This window comes from Alphaproteobacteria bacterium PA2, assembly GCA_002256425.1.
Lineage (GTDB): Bacteria > Pseudomonadota > Alphaproteobacteria > Caulobacterales > Caulobacteraceae > Phenylobacterium.
Genome location: NKIZ01000001.1, coordinates 1,013,948 through 1,034,087 on the forward strand (window position 1 = coordinate 1,013,948; position 20,140 = coordinate 1,034,087).

The 20,140-nt window shown below is 64.5% G+C and carries 18 protein-coding genes; 10 read left to right on the plus strand and 8 right to left on the minus strand.

Annotated features, from left to right (window positions below; genetic code table 11):
- Positions 1-12: 12 nt before the first annotated feature.
- From CFE28_04900 to CFE28_04910, 3 genes are all read right to left on the minus strand, one after another.
- Positions 13-1,827, minus strand: a complete 1,815-nt coding sequence (locus CFE28_04900; GenBank protein OYU69395.1) for a monooxygenase — start codon at positions 1,825-1,827, stop codon at positions 13-15.
- A gap of 148 nt (positions 1,828-1,975) precedes the next feature.
- Complete coding sequence (locus tag CFE28_04905; GenBank protein ID OYU69396.1) at positions 1,976-2,485, minus strand: CarD family transcriptional regulator; 510 nt, start codon at positions 2,483-2,485, stop codon at positions 1,976-1,978.
- Between the two features lie 288 nt (positions 2,486-2,773).
- Positions 2,774-3,115, minus strand: a complete 342-nt coding sequence (locus CFE28_04910; GenBank protein ID OYU69397.1) for a ferredoxin — start codon at positions 3,113-3,115, stop codon at positions 2,774-2,776.
- Between the two features lie 118 nt (positions 3,116-3,233).
- Here CFE28_04910 and CFE28_04915 point away from each other — a divergent pair, with 118 nt between their 5' ends.
- Positions 3,234-4,001: a dimethylargininase gene (locus CFE28_04915; GenBank protein OYU69398.1), complete on the plus strand. Its 768-nt coding sequence runs from the start codon at positions 3,234-3,236 to the stop codon at positions 3,999-4,001.
- Here the strand turns inward: CFE28_04915 and CFE28_04920 are convergent.
- From CFE28_04920 to CFE28_04935, 4 genes are all read right to left on the minus strand, one after another.
- Complete coding sequence (locus CFE28_04920) at positions 3,979-6,330, minus strand: penicillin acylase family protein (GenBank protein ID OYU69399.1); 2,352 nt, start codon at positions 6,328-6,330, stop codon at positions 3,979-3,981. The two genes, CFE28_04915 and CFE28_04920, sit on opposite strands and share 23 nt — an antisense overlap.
- Positions 6,331-6,427: 97 nt before the next feature.
- Positions 6,428-6,943, minus strand: a complete 516-nt coding sequence (locus CFE28_04925) for a hypothetical protein (GenBank protein ID OYU69400.1) — start codon at positions 6,941-6,943, stop codon at positions 6,428-6,430.
- A gap of 47 nt (positions 6,944-6,990) precedes the next feature.
- A complete protein-coding gene (locus tag CFE28_04930; GenBank protein OYU69401.1) occupies positions 6,991-7,749 on the minus strand; it encodes a transcriptional regulator in 759 nt (252 codons plus the stop codon).
- Positions 7,750-7,800: 51 nt separating this feature from the next.
- A complete protein-coding gene (locus CFE28_04935; protein OYU69402.1) occupies positions 7,801-8,712 on the minus strand; it encodes an SAM-dependent methyltransferase in 912 nt (303 codons plus the stop codon).
- Between the two features lie 99 nt (positions 8,713-8,811).
- Here CFE28_04935 and CFE28_04940 point away from each other — a divergent pair, with 99 nt between their 5' ends.
- The 6 genes from CFE28_04940 (at position 8,812) to CFE28_04965 (ending at position 12,611) form a co-directional block, all read left to right on the plus strand.
- Entirely contained in the window at positions 8,812-9,147 is a 336-nt protein-coding gene (locus CFE28_04940; protein OYU69403.1) for a hypothetical protein, read from the plus strand.
- Positions 9,148-9,291: 144 nt separating this feature from the next.
- Positions 9,292-9,942: an amidophosphoribosyltransferase gene (locus CFE28_04945; protein OYU71563.1), complete on the plus strand. Its 651-nt coding sequence runs from the start codon at positions 9,292-9,294 to the stop codon at positions 9,940-9,942.
- Between the two features lie 34 nt (positions 9,943-9,976).
- The gene (grxC, locus tag CFE28_04950; protein ID OYU69404.1) at positions 9,977-10,234 is read left to right on the plus strand and encodes a glutaredoxin 3; all 258 of its coding nucleotides are present in this window, start codon (positions 9,977-9,979) and stop codon (positions 10,232-10,234) included.
- Complete coding sequence (locus tag CFE28_04955) at positions 10,234-11,070, plus strand: amidohydrolase (protein OYU69405.1); 837 nt, start codon at positions 10,234-10,236, stop codon at positions 11,068-11,070. The genes grxC and CFE28_04955 overlap by 1 nt, the downstream gene beginning before the upstream one ends.
- A complete protein-coding gene (locus CFE28_04960; protein ID OYU69406.1) occupies positions 11,067-11,495 on the plus strand; it encodes a hypothetical protein in 429 nt (142 codons plus the stop codon). The genes CFE28_04955 and CFE28_04960 overlap by 4 nt, the downstream gene beginning before the upstream one ends.
- A 267-nt stretch (positions 11,496-11,762) precedes the next feature.
- Complete coding sequence (locus CFE28_04965; protein ID OYU69407.1) at positions 11,763-12,611, plus strand: hypothetical protein; 849 nt, start codon at positions 11,763-11,765, stop codon at positions 12,609-12,611.
- A gap of 159 nt (positions 12,612-12,770) precedes the next feature.
- Here CFE28_04965 and CFE28_04970 read toward each other — a convergent pair whose 3' ends face one another.
- Complete coding sequence (locus CFE28_04970; protein ID OYU69408.1) at positions 12,771-13,568, minus strand: enoyl-CoA hydratase; 798 nt, start codon at positions 13,566-13,568, stop codon at positions 12,771-12,773.
- 127 nt (positions 13,569-13,695) lie between these two features.
- Between CFE28_04970 and CFE28_04975 the strand changes: the two genes are divergently transcribed.
- The 3 genes from CFE28_04975 to clpB all read left to right on the plus strand — a co-directional run bounded on the left by CFE28_04975 (position 13,696) and on the right by clpB (position 20,133).
- A complete protein-coding gene (locus CFE28_04975; protein ID OYU69409.1) occupies positions 13,696-15,108 on the plus strand; it encodes a peptidase M20 in 1,413 nt (470 codons plus the stop codon).
- A 70-nt stretch (positions 15,109-15,178) separates the two neighbouring features.
- Positions 15,179-17,419 (plus strand): arylsulfatase, encoded by a 2,241-nt coding sequence (locus tag CFE28_04980; protein ID OYU69410.1) that lies wholly within the window; start codon positions 15,179-15,181, stop codon positions 17,417-17,419.
- A gap of 131 nt (positions 17,420-17,550) precedes the next feature.
- A complete protein-coding gene (clpB, locus tag CFE28_04985; GenBank protein OYU69411.1) occupies positions 17,551-20,133 on the plus strand; it encodes an ATP-dependent chaperone ClpB in 2,583 nt (860 codons plus the stop codon).
- The last annotated feature ends 7 nt before the right edge of the window (positions 20,134-20,140 follow it).

The following is a 20,140-nucleotide window of genomic DNA, read 5'->3' on the forward strand; positions in this document are numbered from 1 at the left end:
TGCAGGGTCGGTCTAGCTTATGTCCAGGCCCTCGAACCGGCCATTGTTCCGCCAGTCTTCGATGTAACGGAAATAGGCTGTGGCGCCGGCGGGATAGCCCACGGCGTATTTGGCGGCGGGGCCTGGGTCCTGGCCTTCATTGTTGTAATAGCCGGGGGTGCAGTCCGGGGCGCCTAGCATGCGGCCAGGCCCGCTGATCAGCAGCTCCACCCAGGCGTCCTGGGCCTCCTGGGTGACTTCCACAGTCTTCGCCCCCACGGCCTCGGCGTGCTTGACGATGGTGGCGATGGTCAGGCCGGAGTCCGTCAGATTGTGCGGCACATTGGAGATCAGGTTTGCACCCTGGGTCGGCTGGACGATGAAGGCATTGGGGAAGCCGTGGATGTGCAGGCCATGCTTTGTCCGCATGCCCTCCGCCCAGGCTTCCGACAGCTTCAGGCCATTGCGTCCGGTCAGGTCGAAGCCCGCCCGCCGCTTATGCTCTGTCCCGACCTCGAAGCCCGACGCGTAGATGATGCAGTCGACCTCATATTCCTGGCCGGCGACCACAAAGCCTTTTTCGGTGATCTTCTCGACGCCCTGGCCGTCCGTGTCGATCAGGTGGGTAGAGGGGGTGTTGAAGGCCTGAAGATAGGTGTCGTGGAAGCAGGGGCGCTTGCAGAGCTGGCGATACCAGGCCTTCAGCTTCTGCGCCGTCTCATGGTCGCCGACGATCTGGTCCACCCGTGACCGGATCTCCTCCATCTTTTCGAAGTCGGAGTCCTCATAGGCCGCCAGCATGTTCCGGGGCGTCATTTCGCTGGGCGGCAGCTGCATGATCTTGCTGCGTATGCGGCGGGAGAGATCGGTCCAGCCGTCCTGGACGAGGTCCTCCTCGGCCAGGTTGCCGCCAGCCTGGTTGGCGGTGAAGTTTTCCAGCCAGCGCTTCTGCCAGCCCGGGGTGGCGATGGTCGAGAACCATTCCGGATCGATGGGAACATTGGCCCTGACGTCGATGGACGAGGGTGTCCGCTGGACCACGTAGAGGGTCCCGCAGGCCTTGGCCAAGTGGGGCACGGCCTGGACCGAAGTCGCGCCAGTGCCGATGATCGCGACCCGCTTGCCGGCCAGGTTGGCCATCAGGCCACCCTTGGGATCGCCCCCCGTATAGGCGTAGTCCCAGCGGCTGGTGTGGAAGGAATGGCCCTTGAAGTCCTCAATGCCCGGAATGCCCGGCAGTTTGGGAACGTGAAGGGGGCCAGTGCCCATGCCCAGATAGTCAGCGGTGAACCGGTCGCCCCGGTCGGTTTCGATCACCCAGCATTTGCCGGCGTCGTCCCAGGTGAGGTCCTTCACCTGGGTGTGGAACAGGGCGTTGTCGTAGAGGTCGAACTGCTTGCCGATCCTCTGGCACTGCTCGAGGATTTCCGGGGCGTGGGCGTATTTCTCGGTTGGCATGTGCCCCGTCTCTTCGAGCAGGGGCATGTAGATCATCGAGGCCGTATCGCACTGGGCGCCGGGATATCGGTTCCAGTACCAGGTCCCGCCGAAGTCGCCGCCCTTCTCGATGATCCGGACGTCAGTGATCCCGGCTTCCTTCAGCCGGGCGCCTGTGACCAGGCCGGCAAAGCCGCCGCCGATGAAGGCGAACTTCACATGGTCGGTCTTCGGTTCGCGTTCGACCCGGGGGGTGTAGGGGTCTTCCAGATAGTGGGAAAGGCGGCCCTTCAGTTCCAGATACTGGTTGTTGCCGTCTGCCCGAAGTCGCTTGTCACGCTCGGCAATATACCTGGCCAGCAGGGCCTGCTTATCGATCGGCGGCTTTGGGGCTGAAGTGGTCTGGGTCATGACAGGCGGCCTCTGGAATAGGGTCGTTCAAATATGACGAACCTTATGGGAAGCCCGGGCGGGGCGCTACATCCAGAGTTGGCCGCCCACATACGAAAACGCCCGGCCTTTCGACCGGGCGTCAGCAAGCTTTGGTGACGTCGCCAACCTAGGCGGCGACGGCCTTGACCAGGCTCTTGTTCAGTATGGTGATGGCGGCGTCGCGGTCGATCCGCTCGATGGCGGCGACTTCGCGGGCCATGCGATCCAGGGCCGACTCGTAAAGCTGGCGTTCGGAATAGGACTGCTCCGGCTGGTTTTCAGCGCGGTGCAGGTCGCGAACGACCTCGGCGATGGAGATCAGGTCGCCGGAATTGATCTTGGCTTCGTACTCCTGGGCCCGGCGGGACCACATGGTGCGCTTCACCCGGGCGCGGCCCTTGAGGGTGGTCAGGGCCTGGGAGACCACATTGCCTTCGGCCAGTGAGCGCAGGCCCGAAACCCGCGCCTTGGCGGTAGGGACCCGCAGGGTCATTTTCTCATGGTCGAAAGTGATGACATAGACTTCCAGATCATAGCCGGCGACGGTTTGCGTTTCGACGCCTTGCACACGACCGACGCCATGGGCCGGATAGACCACGTGATCGCCAACCGAGAATTCCAGACCGCTCTTGCTCATCAGTTTCAGTCCTTTCGACCTTGCCCGACCCGACGGCAGCTTGAAGAAGAAGTTTCTGGCTACAGAGACAGATCATCCCCACCGCAAAAACGGGCGGTTCTGAACGTCTTTGGAGCTGGCTAAACCTTCGAAGACACCCTTCGCCTTTATGAGGCGCTCATCGGCCGGTTACGGCACTTTTGCACAAACGACTCCGACCGCGTGATGGCTGTCGGCAAGTCAGGGGCGTATCTAGCATAAAATTCAGCGGAAAGAAAGGCTTGCCCCCGGAGGTTGCAGGTCTGTGCTCTAGCTTCCCTTGCCAGGCTTCTCGCTGAAGTACTTCTCGAACTTGCCGGTTTCACGCTCGAAGTCGGTCCGGTCTTCCGGGGGTTCGCCCTTGACCGTGATGTTGGGCCAGACCTTGGCGTAGTCGGAATTGATGCGCAGCCACTTACCGTCCGCCTCATCTTCCGTGTCAGGCTTGATTGCGTCCACCGGGCATTCCGGCTCGCAGACGCCGCAGTCAATGCACTCATCGGGATTGATGACGAGGAAGTTTTCGCCTTCGTAGAAGCAGTCCACGGGACACACCTCCACGCAGTCCATGAACTTACATTTGATGCAGGCGTCCATGACGATGTAGGTCATCGCGGCGTCCTCAGCCAATTCCAATCCGGGCGCGGTTTTTCGGGGTCAGGGCTGCAGTTGTCAATGCTGCGGTGCAAGGTTTGGTCCCAGCTTATCTGTAAGCCCTGATAGGTCCGCGATGATTTCCGCCCTGATCCGACGTCCCAGCACCCAGATGGAAGGTGGAGAACGGACCCACCTCGGCCGTGCCCCCATCGATCCGGACCTCGCCCGTCAACAGCATGAGGCCTACGCAGCGGCCCTTGGGGCGGCGGGTCTGAGGGTGGTTGTTCTGGAAGCCGATGACGGCCTCGCAGACTGCGCCTTCGTGGAGGACATGGCCGTGATCCTGCCCGAGGTTTCAGTCCTGCTTCGCCCCGGGGCGCCGTCGCGGCGGGGTGAGCAGGCGGCAGTGGCCGCCGCACTGCCCGATGACCGCCCTGCTTTGACCCTTCCAGCCGGCCGCATGGACGGCGGAGACGTGCTGGTGGTGGGCCGGAAGATCTTTGTGGGCCAGTCCACCCGGACTGACCGTGATGGCCTCGCGGCCCTGGACGCGCTCGTTCAGCCCTTTGGCTATCGCGTCGAGGGGGTTCCCGTGCCCGGCGCCCTGCATCTGAAGACGGCGGTCACGGCCCTGAACCAAGAGACCCTGCTGCTCAACCCGCACTGGATTGATGAGACCGCCTTTTCCGCCTTCCGCCGCCTGAAAGTCGATCCTTCCGAACCCTTCGGCGCAAACACCCTGACCCTCGCCGGACGGACCCTGGCTCAGGCCTCGACCCCCGCGACCCGGGCCGTGCTTGAGGCCGCCGGCTTTCCGACCCTTGCCCTGGATATCAGCGAGTTCGCCAAGGCCGAGGCCGGGCTGACCTGCCTTTCGCTCATTGTCCCGGCGAGAGGCTGATCACGGTCTCGGTGACCTTCTCCACGGCCTTGCGTGAATAGGTCAGCGGCACGTACTGGCCGGTCACCCACAGGGGGAAGAGGTCGCGGAAGTGCTTGCTGTCGGGATTGCCCGATTGACCGGGGGTATTGATGGTCCGGCTCGCGTCCCAGTTCCCCACATCCAGCACCATCCGGAATGAGGCGCCCGCCGTGACCCTGAAGTCGTTGGCCCGCCATGTGGCGGCCATGGGCGAGAGGCTGGTTCCAGCCATGGGTGATGGTCCGGCCTTGAGGGCGGCCTTCTGGTCGTCGGAGGCCAGGGGTGAAAGGGCGTGGCTGAATTCGGCCTGGTGCAGGCGTCCCCAGGCCCAGGTTTTGGGATCGGGACCCAGCTTCTGGCCCACTTCGTCTACGGCCGCCGCGAGACTTGAGAGGAGGACCTCGTCCCTGGCTTTCGGGGTCAATCCGTCGTCGGGCGTTTCGAGATACTCCATGACCGCCGCCAGATCGCCGCCACCCAACAGGGTGTGGGCGGCCTCAGGGGCCGTGGCGCGCACCAGAGCCTTGCCCAGATGCTTGCCGGTCCAGGTCTCGAAGACGGCGGCGGCGGCGCTGTCTGTCGTGGTCGCGCCCTTCCAGTCCTTCAACAGGGCCAGGCCGAGGGCTGCCTTGGCATCCTGGCTCGAGAGCGGCGCCAGCAGGGCGATCAGGCGGCGGGAGGTGACGTCTACCGGGTCGGTCTGCAGGGCCATGGCGTCGGCGACGCTGACCTTGGCCTTGCCGCCCAGGACCTCGTTGATCCGGGTGATGCGGGCATTGTTGGACCACTCGAACCCGACCTTGCGCTCGGCAACCGGATAGCCTTCCGGCAGGTTCAGGGCGTTGGCGCTGGCGATCCAGCCGGATTTCGGGTCGACGTCGCTGGGCAGTTCGTCGAGGCTGAGGGCGCCCTGCCACTCATAGCGCCCATCGCCTGGGACAGGCAGGAGGCCATCCCAGTTGGCTCGCCTTGGCACCCGCCCCGCTGCGACCCAGCCGATCTGTCCCGAGGTGTCCGCATAGACCTGATTTTCCGACGGCGCGCCCCACTTGGCCAGGGACTGCTTGAAGTCGGGCCAGTTGGTGGCGGTCATATAGCCGGTGGAGCCGAAATAGGCGCTGGTTCCCGGCTGGGACCAGACCGTGCGCACGGCGAAGGCCCGGTTCTTGTCGGCATCAGCGAAGACGACCGGTCCGTGCTTCGTGAATTTCAGGGTGACCTGACGGTCGGACTGGCCCTTCACCGCGACCGTCTCTGTGACGGTGGTCATCCGCTCCCAGCCCTGACCATGGCGATAGAGGTCGGGGTCCTTGGGGTCGGTCTCGTAGACATAGAGGTCTTCCTGGTCAGCCGGGAAGATGGTCAGGCCAAAGGCCGCCTTGTCATTGTGGCCGATGGAGACGCCGGGCAGGGCGGGCTCGCCGGCGCCTATGACGGAAAGGCCCGGAGCCTCCAGGTGGACGATGTAGCGCAGGGAGGGGGCCCCATGCTCCCGGTGCGGGTCATTGGCCAGGATCGGGCGGCCTGTGGTGGTGTGGCTGGGGGCGATGGTCCAGTTGTTGGAGCCCACGGCGTCGGGCGGCACATCCAGGACGGCGAGCCCGGCGGTCTTGGGCGAGAACCTCACGCCGCTGGTGGCGAGATCATAGTCGGCCAGAACACCCGCCGGCACGTCGCAGGGATCAAGGCCTTCCGGCACCTTGGTGGTCCAGGCCGGCTCCAGCAGTTTCAACAGGCGGGCAGCGGGCAGACCGGCCTCGCAGGCGATCCGGGCCCGGGAAACTTCCAGCCCGACATTGCGGGTCAGGCCGTGGCTGCGGATTCGCACCACATCGTCGGCGGTCCATTGGCCGGGCTTGCTGCCCGCCAGCTTGAACTCCGGCGGAAGGGGGCGCTTGCCGCTGTTGATCTCGGCCACATAGGCGTTGACCCCAGCCACCCAGGCTTCGGAGTTTGATTTCGCGCCGGGGCCATAGGCGCCCCATTCTGCGTCCATGTCGCCACGATAGAGGAAGAGCCGGGCCGCCCTGTCCTGGGCGGCGTAGGCGGGACCAAAATCCTCGGCCAGACGACCCAGCCCGCGCTTGCGCCAGAGGTCGATCTGCCAGAGCCGGTCCCGGGCGGCGTTGTATCCCTGCAGGAAGAAGGCGTCGCGCACGCTGGCGGCGTAGATGTGGGGAATGCCCCACTTGTCGATGCGGATTTCGGCGGGCGCCTTGAGGCCGACGACAGTCTGGGAGACCTGGGCGGGAGCGGCCTGCGCGCTGGTCGCCGCCAGGAGGGCCAGGAGTGTGAGTCTGCGGCGCATGGGAACCTCTCGATCTGAGAGTCCACGCTAGGCCCGGATCCGGACGGCGACAACGCAGAACTCCCCCGGCGTGCGCGCCGGGGGAGAAGTCGGGTTCCTAGCGGGGCGTGGCGCCCGACAGGAAGTCCATCTTGCCAAGCGGCGCGCCCTTGGAGCGCATCAGGGCATAGGCGGTGACCACGTGGAACATGAAGTTCGGCAGGGCGAACTGCAGCAGGAAGGTCTGGCCGGTGAAGGTCAGGGTCTGGCCCGGGAACTTCAATTCGATGACGGCGTCTTCCCTGCCGTTCACCTGCTCCGGCTTGATGGTTTCCAGGAAGGCGATGGTCTTGGCCAGGCGTTCCTTGAGCTCCGGGAAGGTGGTTTCCACATCGGGGAAGCTCGGGGCTTCGATCCCGGCCAGCCGGGCGCCGCCGCCCTTTGCGCCGTCGCTGGCGATCTGGATCTGGCGGGTGAGGGGATGCATGTCCTCGATCAGCCGGGCGTCGGTGAAGGTGGACAGGCCCATACCGTTGGCCGCTGCGTGGGCCTCGGACTTGTCGAGGAAGGTCGAGAGATTGCGCAGGAAATGCAGGAAGACGGGAATGGAAGCGTCATAAAGGGACAGGGACACGGAAAACTCCTTTGGATGGTGCGGTCGAGATAGGCGCACCCGGCGGTCTACGCCATGGGTGAGTCCGCAATTCCGCCCGAACAGTCACCCTCGCCCCGCGCCGCCCGGTCATGCCAGGCCTGGTTCCGGGCCTCGACGGTCCGCCGCCACCTGGCCCGCAGGACGGCGGGGCGTTCCGGATAGCGGTCTTCCAGGAACTCGGCGTCCTCGACCCGGTCGGTCCGGAAGCTTCGGAAGTCGCTTCTCAGCTCGCACCAGCCCACCAGCATGCGGGTGGTGTCCTGATAGCCGATGGTGACCGGCCAGATGGTGCGCTCCGTCACCTGACCCTTTTCGTCCCGATAGGTCAGGGCGATCTTGCGGCCCGCATGGATGTGCGCCCGGGTGCAGGCCATATCCAGAGTGTCGACAGCTGACTTCCAGGCCGGTGTGGCCCCGGAGGCGGGCTCCAGCACATAGGGGCGAAGCCGCTCGGGGACGGCGGCGCCGATCTTGGCGATCAGGTCCTTGGCGGCCCGGGCCAGGGCAGGATCGGCCCGGCTGGCCACCCACTGGGCGCCCAGGACCGCCGCCTCGATCTCGTCGGGGGTCAGCATCAGGGGCGGCAGGTCATAGCCGTTGTCGAGGATGTAGCCGATGCCAGCCTCGCCCCGGATCGGCACCCTCTGGGCCATCAGGTCGGCGATGTCGCGATAGACTGTGCGCTTGGAGGTCTCCAGCTCCAGGGCCATGGCGTCGGCCGTGATCGGCCGGCGGGATCGACGGAGGATCTGGATGATCTGGAACAGGCGGTCGGCGCGTCTCATGGCCAGACGGTATCAGAGGCCATGGCCACCGTCATGTCAGCAGTCTGGCAGCTAGTTCTCTTCCCTGGGCAAGGGATGCTCGGTGGTTCCGAGGGCGTCGGCCAGCCGCATCTTGGCCGAGCCGGGCCGCAGGGGCTTCTGCTGGCTCTCGTCCGGGGTCCAGCCTGTGAGAGTGAGGATCTCGAAGGTCGCCGGAATGCGGCCATCGGCCTCGGCGAAGTTCTGGACATAGAGCTCGAAGGCCCGGCCCAGGACCTGGCGGGTCAGGGGCTTGGGATGGCGCTCGGCCAGGACGCTGGTCTCTCCCATGGCCCGCAGGTCGGCCAGCAGTTTCAGGGGATGGGCATAGCGGACCGTGACCCGGTCCACATCGGCGACAGGCAGGGCGAAGCCCGCCCTCTGCAACAGACTGGCGGCGTCGGAAGCGTCGGCGAAGGGCGAAACCCGGGGGCCGGCCCCCCCGGTGATTTCCAGCTCGGCGTCGAACAGGCACTGGCGAAGTTCGTTCAGGGTGGCGCCGCCGAACAGGGAGCCCAGGAACAGGCCGTCGGGCTTCAGGGCCCGGCGGATCTGGATCAGGGCGCCGATCACATCATTGGTCCAGTGCAGGGCCAGGGTCGAGACCACCAAGTCCAGCTTGCCAAAGCCGAAGGGCAGCTGCTCCTCATCGGCCACCAGATGCGGCCCGGCGCGGCCCGCCAGCATGGCGCCCGACAGGTCGGTCTCGATCAGCAAGCCCACCCGGGAGGCGGCGTCGCTCAACTTGAGGGCGGCGGCGAAGGCGCCATTCCTCGCCCCCAGGTCGACGGCGACCGGAAACTCGCGCAGTATGGCTTCCAGGCGGACCACAGCGTCCTCTGCGGCCCTGGCTTTCAGGAAATCCGCGCCGGCATAGGTCGGGGCGGCGCGATCCAGGCGGGCGCGGAGCAGCTTGCGGTCAAAGATCAGGGGCGGGGCGGACATGGGTCTGCAGGATGACGTGTTCCGGGGCGGCTGGGAAGCTGTGGGACCTGGGCCAGGAATGTATCTGTGGGCATAGCCTTGTTGAGTGAGGGTAACAGGATGCAACGGAGCTCGGGCATAAAGATCAACGGATGGGTAGCGATCCTTCTTGCGCCCGTCCTCATTCCGATCGCGCTGATTTCGAACCTTTGGCCAGGTTCAAGGAAAGCCAACCGAACCGTCGATGAAGTTGCAGGCTTCCTACGCGACTTCATCGAGGAAACAGCAGGAGATTGGGATTGGGACGAGTTTGAGTGCGTCGAGATTGCCGACCCAGAGCTGGAAAAAATCCGCAAGCGGGCTGTGCGCGCAGGGCCTCCAAATCCAGACCTCAACCAGCTTCGAGCACTGCTTGCTGAGGTCGAGGCCATCGCCAGAACTCGGCAGGACGTTTAGTCAGTGCGTATCGCGACAGACAATGGATCCGTTGGGCCCACTCGGGAGCAGAATTGGGCCGTAAGGCGCGTTGCGGACCACTTGCTTGATTTGATCTTCCCACCCCAAACCCTGGAAGGCGGTCCTGCAGTTCAATCCTCGGGCCTGTCTGCCGAAGCCTGGAGCCGCATCACATTCCTAGACGATCCGGTCTGTGACGGATGTGGAACGCCCTTTGAGTTCGAGGCCGGCCCCGGCATTCGCTGCGCCGCCTGTGAGGCGAAACCCCGCGCTTTCCATCGAGCCCGGGCGGCCTGCCTCTATGACGAAAACTCCCGGGGTCCGATCCTGCAGTTCAAGCACGCCGACCGCACAGACCTTGGTCCGCTCTTCGCCCGCTGGCTGGCGCGGTCGGCCCGGGACCTGCTGGCCGAGGCCGACTGCGTGGCGCCGGTTCCCCTGCATCCGACCAGACTGTTCCGCCGCAAGTACAATCAGGCCGCCGAGATCGCCCGCCCCCTGTCGCGGCTGGCCGGTCTGACCTATCTGCCTGACGCCCTGGTCCGTCGTCGGGCCACGGAGACTCAAGGGGGCAAGTCGGGCTCCGGGCGGCGGCGCAATGTGGCCGCGGCCTTCGAGGTTCCCGCCCGCAAGGCCCGACTGGTGGCCGGACGGAAGATCGTGCTGATTGACGATGTCATGACCACAGGCGCCACTTTGGAGGGCTGCGCCCGGGCGCTCTTGAAGGCGGGAGCGGATCAGGTGAACGTGGCTGTCGTTTCGAGGGTGAAAGACGCCGCAATCGGCCCCATATAGGATGGGTTAACCCGCTACAGAGTCTGAATGAGCCATGGCCCAGGTCACCATCTACACCAAACCCTTCTGCCCCTTCTGCATCCGCGCCGTGTCGCTGTTGGAGAAGAAGGGCGTCGCCTTTGACGAGATCTCCGCCGCCTTTGACGCCGAAAAGAAGGCCGAGATGCTGGAGCGGTCTGGCGGCCGCGCCACCTATCCGCAGATCTTCATCGGCGAGACCCATGTGGGCGGTTGCGATGACATGATGGCCCTGGAACAGGCCGGCAAGCTCGATCCCCTGCTCGCGGCCTGATGACCGCCCTTCGCGTCGGCCTGGTCCAGACCCGCACGCCGTCCACGGCGGCGGCGGGGCTTGCCCACCTCGAGCCCCTGATCCGCGAGGCTGCGGGGCAGGGCGCCAGTTTCATCGTGACGCCAGAGGGCTCGAACCTTCTGGAGAAGAACCGCGACAAGCTCCTGCCGCGGCTTTCTACCCCCGAACATGACCCTGTGGTTCAGGGCTGTCGGGCCCTGGCCCGGGAGCTGGGCGTCAGCCTGCTGATCGGCTCGGCCCTGGTCCTGCGTGAGGATGGCAAGGCCGCCAACCGCTCCTTCGTGATTTCGCCCCAGGGCGAGATCACGGCGACCTATGACAAGCTGCACATGTTCGATGTGGACCTGCCCACCGGCGAGACCGCCCGGGAGAGCGAGGCCTATGAGCCGGGCGACCGCGCCGTGACGGCGATGGCCGGCGAGGCGAAGCTTGGCTTGACCATCTGCTATGACATGCGCTTTCCGGCCGTCTATCGCGCCCTGGCCGTGGCCGGCGCCGAGGTCATGACCGTTCCCGCCGCCTTCACCCGACCCACCGGTCAGGCCCACTGGGAAATCCTCCTGCGTGCGCGGGCCATCGAGACCGGCAGCTTCGTGCTCGCCGCCGCCCAGGGCGGCTTCCACGAGGATGGCCGGGGCACCTGGGGCCACACCCTGGCCATCGGCCCCTGGGGCGAGATCCTGGGCCAGCTGGACCATGATGAGCCCGGCGTGCTGGTGGTCGATCTGGATCTGGCCGCCGTGGCCAAGGCCCGCGCCGCCATTCCGGCCCTGGCCAACGCACGACCCTTCGCCCCGCCACAGGCCCTGGCATGATCAAATACGCCCTGGCCTGCGAGGCGGGCCATGAGTTCGAGGGCTGGTTCGGGGCCTCGGCCGACTTTGACGATCAGCAGGCGAGGGGTCTCCTCGAATGCCCCGTCTGCGCCACGAAATCCGTGCGCAAGCAGATCATGGCGCCTGCCGTGGCCGGCACGAAGAACCGCAGTCTTGAGGGCTCGCCCGAGACCCGCGCCATGCTGGCCGACGCCATGAGCCAGGTCCGCAAACACGTGGAAGACAATTTCGACTATGTGGGCGACAGCTTCGCCAGGGAGGCCCGCGCTATCCACGAGGGCAAGTCCGAAGAAAGGGCGATATACGGCGAGGCCACGCCGCAAGAGGTCAAGAAGCTGACCGATGACGGCGTGCCGGTCGCGCCCCTGCCGGGCGAACCGGGAAAGCCTGACAAGCTGAACTAGGCAGATGAGCCGATAGACCTGATATCGAAGTCCCGTTCGCCGCCGCTTGGCGAAAGGCTGCTTGCGGGCCTGCGGCCAGGGCGACCGTTTCCAGCCTGTTGCTGACCTGAATTTGGTCGGTGTTGGACAACCGAGAGCAGGTCCCCGGCCTCTAGAATTGATTATCTCCTTCTAGACCATAATCATGTCCGCTAGCTTATCGCGGAAGCCGTTGCGGTTCTGTGTTGCGGCTTTTGTGCTGCATCTAGGAAAAATTTGGGGCGTGCGATGGTTCAAGATAAAGAAACCGATGAAGACAATGATGAAACTGTCGAACTTGTCCGTTCGATCAATTTAGACCCCAACCGGTTGTGTACCCACGCTCTCTATCGTTTTGTTCACGACTACCGTGAGACTGTCCGTTTCTTTTTCTTCACTGTTACGCTAGCCACTAGATCTGACAAGATGCGTCTCATTGCCTCCAAGGCCCTTGCGGAGGTCGGAGCGAAGCCAGAGCACATTGAGGTCTATGATGAAGTGCAGGCCAACCCGTCTCCTGTTTTCGACCAGCTCAAAAAGTATGGAAGCATACAGTCTCAAAACTTAGTATTGAGAGCAACCAATGCATTTCTACTTTACTATTCTGAAATCATCCAGGCAGCTATTTTTAAAAGGCCGGAAATTCTCAAGAGTAAACAAACCATCCGCTGGGATGAATTGCTCGGCTTCACTCGCTTCGACGATGTGGTTCGCTATCTAATCGACAAGAAAGTGAATGAACTTTCATATGCTGGTCTTGGGCAAATGGAAGAATTCATGTTTGAGCGGCTTGGCCTTGCTGGTTCCATCACAGATGAGCAGCGAGCATTAACTGCCATTCTCGTCGAAATAAGGAACATTTACACCCACAATCGGGGAGTGGTGAATGGTATATTCTTAGCTCGCGTTGAAAATCACATGGGGTTTCATTTTGTCGATGGAAAGTACTTCCATGTGGACCTCGATATGTTCTCGCGGCTGAGCGGCAACTGCCTCGAAGTAGCATACGCGATTGACGAGGCGGTCGCGAAGAAATTCGGGTTGAAGCGCAAGCGATATGTAGCGTGGCGCGGCCCCAAGAAGAAAGGCGGGAGTTGATCTGCTCACGCCTGAACGTACATGCGGTAGTTGCTGCTGTGGAACCAACGTCCGCCATCCCACTTCGAGGAGCCTCGGTAACTCGCCTTGCGCCCAGGGATCAGACGGCGACTCCTGGACCTGGGTGACGCTCCTGATCGGACGGCCAAATCCCTCCCGCTATCGCCCCGTAAACACCGGCTCCCGCTTCTCCAGGAAGCTGCGAACCCCCTCCCGGTGATCCTCTGTGGCGAAGAGCTTGTAGATCACTTCGATCGCCCAGCCGCCCACCTCCCGCGGATCGCCATAGGCGGTCTTGCGCAGGCCTTCCTTCATATAGCGCAGGGCGAGGGGCGAGTTGACGGCGATGCGTCGGGCCATGGCCATGGCTGTCGGCATCAGATCATCATGGGCCGTCACCTGGGTGACGAGGCCGATCCGCAGGGCCTCGGCGGCGTCTATGGCGTCGCCGGTGAAGAGCAGTTCCGCCGCCTTTGCCGGGCCGACAATGGCCGGCAGGCGCAGCAGGCCGCCGACATCGCAGATCAGGGCGCGTTTGATGAAGAGTTCGGCGAAACGGGCCCGCTCTGACGCGATCCGGATGTCGGCATAGAGGGCCAGCTCCATGCCCCAGCCGACGGCGGCGCCGTTGACCGCCGCAATCACCGGCTTTTCGCATTCGAGGGCCGCCATGGCCGCCGGGGTCGGCGGCTGGCGCACGGCCGGCGGTCGCGGCCTGGCAGGCTCGCCGGTCATCATCTCCTTGACGTCCTCGCCCGAGCAGAAGGCCGGATCCGATCCGGTGACCACGCAGCAGCGGACCTCTGGGTCCTGACTTGCGACGCGGAAGGCCCTCTCGATCTCGGCATAGGCCAGGGGATTGAGGGCGTTGCGCCGATCGGGGCGGTTCAGGGTGATGGTGGCGATATGGTCCGCCACTTCATAGAGCAGGGTCGAAAATTCAGGCGTCTGGGTCATCTGAGGCTCCGCTTCAGAGGCATGTTGGGCCAAGAAATCTGCTCCCGGCAATCATCTTGTTTGCCAGCCTGTTGGGGTGGGTCTATCCAAAACGCTCACGACCCATCCCGATCAGGATTTCAAGATCATGCGCCTCCAACTGCTGGCCTCCGCTTCCATCCTTGCAGCCATGACCCTGGCGGGCGGCGCCAATGCCGAGCCGCGCCCGGACCAGCTGGCGTTCCGCGAGCTCTACAAGGAGATGGTGGAGACCAATACGACCCTGTCCGTCGGCAGCTGCACCCTGGCGGCAGAGAAGATGGCGGCGCGGCTCAAGGCCGCCGGCTATGCCGACAGCGAGGTGGAAGTGATCGTGCCGCCAGAGCATCCAAAGTGGGGCGCCCTGATCGCCAATCTGAAAGGGTCGGACGCCAAGCTGAAGCCCATCATGCTGCTGGCCCACCTTGATGTGGTCGAAGCCAATCGCGCCGACTGGGTCCGCGATCCCTTCACCCTGATCGAGGAGGGCGGCTATTTCTACGCCCGGGGTTCCAGCGACGATAAGGGCATGGCCGCGATCTTCACGGACTCCATGATCCGCTACAAGACCGAAGGCTTCAAACCCCGCCGCGGCCTCAAGCTGGCCCTGACCTGCGGCGAGGAAACCTCCGACACCTTTGACGGCGTCGAATGGCTATTGAAGCAACGTCCCGAGACCATGAGCGCCGAGTTCGCCCTCAATGAAGGCGCTGGCGGCCGTCTGAACGAGAAGGGCGAGCGCCAGTTCTTAGGCATTCAGGCCGGTGAGAAGGTCTATCAGGACTTCACCCTGGTCACGACCAATCCCGGTGGGCACTCCTCGCGCCCCATCAGGGACAATGCGATCTATCACCTGTCGGGCGTCATTTCCCGTCTGGGGGCCTATGACTTCCCCATCGCCATCAATGAGGCCACCCGCAATCACTTCGCCAAGATGGGCCCGATCGAGGGCGGCGAGAGCGGCGCGGCCATGAGCGCCGTCGCCAAGGACCCGACCGATGCTGCGGCCATTGCAACCGTCGCCCGGGACGCCAGCCGCAATTCCATGATGCGCACCACCTGCGTGGCGACCATGGTCAATGCCGGACATGCGCCCAACGCCCTGCCGCAGCGGGCCCAGGCCAATGTGAACTGCCGGATCCTGCCTGGTGAAACCATCGAGTCGGTCCGCCAGCAACTGATCAAGGTCTTCGCCAATGACAAGGTCAGCGTCACCCCGGTGGGCGTGCCCAGCCCGGTCTCGCCGCCGCCGCCCCTGACCAGGACCATTGTCGCCCCCATTGAAAAGGTGTCGGCCAAGATGTGGCCCGGGGTGCCCCTGGTGCCCGCCATGTCCACCGGCGCGACCGACGGCCGCTTCACCAACGCCGCCGGAATCCCGACCTATGGCCTTTCCGGCATCTTCGGCGATCCGGATGGCGGCGGGGTGCATGGCCTGAACGAGCGGATCCGGGTCCAGTCCCTCTATGAGGGCCGCGATTTCCTCCACGAGGTGGTGAAGATCTACGCGACGCAGAAGTAGGAAGCGGCCGCCCTTGCGGTCCTGAAGAAAGCTGGCATTCATCTTGCCAATTGAATCAGGCGGGGCGGACATGACCAAAGGCGCGGCGAAGATCGGCAGGACCCTCGCGGACTCCACCCCCTACTGGCCTGAGCCTGTCCGGGCACCCAAGGGTGCGCCGAACATTCTGGTGGTCCTGTTTGACGATGTCGGGTTTTCGGATTTCGGCTGTTATGGCTCGCCGATCCGGACCCCAACCATCGACGCCCTGGCTGCAGACGGTCTGCGCTATACCAGCTTCCACACCACGGCCATGTGCTCGACCACCCGAGCGGCCCTGCTGACCGGCCGCAACCACCATTCGGTGGGCATGGGCTGTCTGGCCAATTTCGACAGCGGCTTTCCCGGCTATCGCGGCAAGCTGTCCCGGGAGGCCGGGACCCTTCCGGAAATGCTCAAGCCGCATGGCTATCGCAGTTATATGGTCGGCAAGTGGCATGCGACGCCCCTGACCGAATCCGGACCTACCGGACCCTTCGACGGCTGGCCCCTGGGGCGCGGTTTTGACCGGTTCTACGGCTTCATGGACGCCGAGACCGACCAGTACGCCCCGGAGCTGGTGCGGGACAATACGCCCATCAACCCGCCGGGCGGCTATGGCGACGGCTATCACCTGACCGCCGATCTGGTGGACCAGTCCATCCGCTTCATCGCCGACCATACGGCCGATGCGCCCCATACGCCCTGGCTGCTCTGGCTGGCCCTGGGCGCCTGCCACGCCCCGCACCAGGCGCCCAAGGACCTGATCCACAGCTATGATGCTGTCTTCGCAAAGGGCTGGGACGCTGAGCGCGAGGCGCGGCTCGCCCGTCAGAAGGCCTTGGGCATTGTCCCGCCGGAAACCGTCCTGCCGCCGCGCAATGACGGCGTCCGCAGCTGGGATGAATACTCCCCCGATGAGCAGAGGCTCTTCACCCGTCTGCAGAGCGCCTATGCCGGCATGCTCGACCATGCCGACCAGCACATTGCCCGCCTGATCGACTTCCTCGACAGGGCCGACATCCGCGACGACACCCTGATCCTGATCCTGTCAGACAATGGCGCCAGTCAGGAGGGCGGTCCCCTGGGCATGGTCAACGCCATGGGGCCTTACAATATGAAGGCCGAGCCCATGGCTGAGAAGCTGGCGCGGATCGACGACATTGGCGGGCCAGACACCCATTCCAACTTCCCGCAGGGCTGGGCCATGGCCTCGAATACGCCCCTGCGCCGCTACAAGCAGAACACCCACGGCGGCGGCATCCGCGACCCCCTGGTGATCTCGTGGCGCAACGGGATCAAGGCCCGGGGCGAGCTGCGCCACGCCTTCGCCCACGCCACCGACTTCACCCCGACCATTCTCGACATTCTGGGTCTGGACATTCCCCAGAGCATTGGGGGCGTCCCGCAGATGCCGTTGGAGGGGCAGAGCTTCAAGGCGTCCTTCACCGACCCGGCGGCCAGCCACAGGACCCGGCCCCAGTACTTCGAAATGTTCGGCCATCGCGGCCTCTGGAAGGATGGCTGGAAAGCCGTGTCCTTCCACCCGCCGGGCCTGCCTTTCGACAAGGATGTCTGGGAACTCTACCACCTCGACGCCGACTTCTCGGAGGTCGAGAATCTGGCCGAGACCCGCAAGGACAAGCTGGATGAACTGGTGGCGGCCTGGTGGTCCGAGGCCGAGCGCTGCAATGTCCTGCCCCTGGACGACCGGTTCGGGCCCCGCTTCGCCGAGAACGCCCTGCGTTATCATGGCGACCGCAAACGCTTCGTCTTCCACAAGGGCATGGGCCACCTGCCCACTGATGTCGCCCCCGATGTCCGCAGCCGGTCCTACCGCATCGAGGCCGAGGCCTTCGTGCCGCCGGAAGGGGCTGAGGGCGTCCTGCTGTCCCATGGCGACGCCACCTGCGGCTACAGCTTCTACCTCCAGGATGGACGGCTGAACTATACGATCAATGTAGGCGGCGCCCTGGTGACGGCGACCTCTGAGGCGCCGGTTCCGGCCGGCCATCACCGACTGTCAGTGGGTGTCCGTCAGGACAGTGATGGTCGCAGCTTCACCCTGGCCGTCGACGGGAAGAAGGCCGGTGAGGTCCGCACCCATCTGGGCTTCGCCAACTTCATCTCCTGGTCGGGCCTGGACATTGGTCTGGACCGCGGCAGTCCGGTCGCCGGATACGAGGCGCCCTTCGTCTTCACCGGTAAGCTGTCGCGGGTCGTGGTCACCATGGATGATGACCAGGTGCTCGATGGCGAGGGCATAGGCGCGGCGGAAATGGCCCGTCAGTAGTGTCCCCGATCTGATCGGGAACAAGTTCTGCTCGGCGAGGCTTGTGTGGCGTAGGAGCCACACTACATCGGGGTGACGGGGATTGCGCTTTCTCAAGGCGATCTTCGAACTTCCGCCTTACGAGGGGACTCATGAATATCGATCTCTATTCCGACCGCGCCAAACAGGCGGTCCAGTCGGCCCAGAGCCTTGCCCTGGCCCGTCGTCACCAACAACTGGCGCCTGAACACCTGCTCAAGGTCCTGCTTGAGGAAAAGGACGGCCTCAGCCGCACCCTGATCCAGAGCGCCGGCGGACGTCCCGCCGAGGCTGACGCCGCCGTTGACGTCCTGCTGGGCAAGCGCCCCAAGGTGGAGGGCGGCTCTGGCCAGCTCTACATGTCCGGCGAAGTAGCCCGGATTTTCGCCGAGGCCGAGAGCGGCGCCAAGGATGCCGGCGACGCCTTTGTCACCACCGAACGCCTGCTGATCGCGACGGCCAGGGAAGGCGGCGATGTCGCCAAACTGCTGAAGGACGCGGGCGTCACCGCCGAAGGTCTGGAAGAGGCCGCAAAGGCTGTGCGCAAGGGCAAGACGGCAGACACCGCCAATGCCGAAGAGGGCTATGATGCGCTCAAGCGCTATGCCCGAGACCTGACCCAGGCGGCCAGGGACGGCAAGCTCGACCCTGTCATCGGCCGGGATGAGGAAATCCGCCGGACCATCCAGGTCCTCAGCCGTCGGACCAAGAACAATCCCGTCCTGATCGGTGAACCCGGTGTCGGCAAGACGGCGATCGTCGAGGGCCTGGCCCTGCGCATCGTCAATGGCGACGTGCCTGAAAGTCTGAAGGACAAGCAGCTCCAGGCCCTGGACATGGGCTCGCTGATCGCCGGCGCCAAGTATCGCGGAGAGTTCGAAGAGCGGCTGAAGGCCGTGCTGAACGAGGTCACCCAGGCCGAGGGCTCGATCATCCTGTTCATCGACGAGATGCACACCCTGGTGGGCGCGGGCAAGACCGAGGGGGCGATGGACGCCTCCAACCTGCTGAAACCCGCTCTGGCCCGTGGAGAGCTGCACTGCGTTGGCGCGACCACCCTGGAAGAGTACCGCAAGCACGTGGAGAAGGACGCGGCCCTGGCCCGTCGCTTCCAGCCCGTGTTTGTCAGTGAGCCCACCGTCGAGGACACGGTGTCGATCCTGCGTGGCCTGAAAGAGAAATACGAGGTGCACCACGGGGTGCGTATTCTCGACAGCGCCATTGTCGCCGCCGCCACCCTGTCGAACCGCTACATCGCCGACCGCTTCCTGCCCGACAAGGCCATCGACCTGATCGACGAGGCCGGCAGCCGGGTGCGCATGGCCGTGGATTCCAAGCCCGAGGAGCTGGACGAAATCGACCGGCGGGTCGTCCAGCTGAAGATCGAGCGCGAAGCCCTGACCCGGGAAAGCGACGCCGCCTCGAAGCAGAGGCTGGAAAAGCTGGAGGACGAACTGGCCGACCTTGAGGCCCAGTCCGAGGACATGACGGTCCGCTGGAAGGCGGAGAAGGACAAGGTCTCTTCCGCCGCCCAGGTACGCGAAGCCATTGACCGCCTGCGCGCCGAACTGGTGGCCGCCCAGCGCCGTGGGGACCTGCAGCGGGCCTCAGAGATCGCCTATGGCGAAATCCCGCCGCTGGAGAAGCAGCTGGCTGACGCCGAAGCCAAGGCGGCCGAGGACCAGGTCAGCCCTGAAGTGGTCGACGCCGAGCAGATCGCCGCGGTGGTCTCCCGCTGGACCGGCATTCCGGTGGACAAGATGCTGGAAAGCGAGCGGGAAAAGCTGCTGGCCATGGAGGACGCCCTGCGCGGTCGCGTGGTGGGCCAGGAAGAGGCCCTTGTCGCCGTCTCCGACGCGGTTCGCCGCGCCCGGGCTGGCCTGCAGGATCCCAACCGGCCCATCGGCTCCTTCCTGTTCCTGGGCCCGACCGGTGTCGGCAAGACCGAGCTGACCAAGGCCCTGGCGGCCTTCATGTTTGACGACGAGGCCGCAATCACCCGGCTGGACATGAGCGAGTACATAGAGAAGCACTCGGTCAGCCGCATGATCGGGGCCCCCCCTGGCTATGTGGGCTATGACGAGGGCGGCGCCCTGACCGAAGCGGTTCGGCGCAGGCCCTATCAGGTGGTCCTGTTCGACGAGGTCGAGAAGGCTCACCCTGATGTGTTCAATGTCCTGCTCCAGGTGCTGGATGACGGCCGCCTGACCGACGGTCAGGGTCGGACTGTCGACTTCCGCAATACCCTGCTGATCATGACCTCGAACCTTGGGTCAGAGTTCCTGGCCAGCCAGGCCGATGGCGATGATGTGGAAGAGGTGCGCGGCGAGGTCATGGACGTGGTCCGTCGCCACTTCCGCCCGGAATTCCTGAACCGGGTGGATGAGATCATCCTCTTCAAGCGTCTGGGCCGGTCCGAAATGGACAATATCGTCGGCATCCAGCTGCAGCGGGTGGAGAAGATGCTGGCTGACCGCCGCATGGCGATCAGCCTGGATCCCGCCGCCCGCCATTGGCTGGCGGAGCGGGGTTACGACCCGGTCTATGGCGCAAGGCCGCTGAAGCGGGTGATCCAGAAGGAGCTGGTGGACCCCATCGCCAGGAAGCTTCTGGCCGGCGACCTGATGGACGGGTCGGTGATTGAGGTGTCAGCCGGCGCGGGTGGCCTGGAAATCGGCAAGGCCCTGGTTCACTAGGAATGCA

Coding starts and splice junctions, on each gene's coding strand:
- CFE28_04970 (OYU69408.1), bottom strand. CDS start 13,568: ATGACCCAGACGCCTGAATTTTCGACCCTGCTCTATGAAGTGGCGGAC.
- CFE28_04960 (OYU69406.1), top strand. CDS start 11,067: ATGATCAAATACGCCCTGGCCTGCGAGGCGGGCCATGAGTTCGAGGGC.
- CFE28_04930 (OYU69401.1), bottom strand. CDS start 7,749: ATGAGACGCGCCGACCGCCTGTTCCAGATCATCCAGATCCTCCGTCGA.
- grxC (OYU69404.1), top strand. CDS start 9,977: ATGGCCCAGGTCACCATCTACACCAAACCCTTCTGCCCCTTCTGCATC.
- CFE28_04915 (OYU69398.1), top strand. CDS start 3,234: ATGATTTCCGCCCTGATCCGACGTCCCAGCACCCAGATGGAAGGTGGA.
- clpB (OYU69411.1), top strand. CDS start 17,551: ATGAATATCGATCTCTATTCCGACCGCGCCAAACAGGCGGTCCAGTCG.
- CFE28_04935 (OYU69402.1), bottom strand. CDS start 8,712: ATGTCCGCCCCGCCCCTGATCTTTGACCGCAAGCTGCTCCGCGCCCGC.
- CFE28_04980 (OYU69410.1), top strand. CDS start 15,179: ATGACCAAAGGCGCGGCGAAGATCGGCAGGACCCTCGCGGACTCCACC.
- CFE28_04905 (OYU69396.1), bottom strand. CDS start 2,485: ATGAGCAAGAGCGGTCTGGAATTCTCGGTTGGCGATCACGTGGTCTAT.
- CFE28_04955 (OYU69405.1), top strand. CDS start 10,234: ATGACCGCCCTTCGCGTCGGCCTGGTCCAGACCCGCACGCCGTCCACG.
- CFE28_04920 (OYU69399.1), bottom strand. CDS start 6,330: ATGCGCCGCAGACTCACACTCCTGGCCCTCCTGGCGGCGACCAGCGCG.
- CFE28_04965 (OYU69407.1), top strand. CDS start 11,763: ATGGTTCAAGATAAAGAAACCGATGAAGACAATGATGAAACTGTCGAA.
- CFE28_04975 (OYU69409.1), top strand. CDS start 13,696: ATGCGCCTCCAACTGCTGGCCTCCGCTTCCATCCTTGCAGCCATGACC.
- CFE28_04910 (OYU69397.1), bottom strand. CDS start 3,115: ATGACCTACATCGTCATGGACGCCTGCATCAAATGTAAGTTCATGGAC.
- CFE28_04900 (OYU69395.1), bottom strand. CDS start 1,827: ATGACCCAGACCACTTCAGCCCCAAAGCCGCCGATCGATAAGCAGGCC.
- CFE28_04940 (OYU69403.1), top strand. CDS start 8,812: ATGCAACGGAGCTCGGGCATAAAGATCAACGGATGGGTAGCGATCCTT.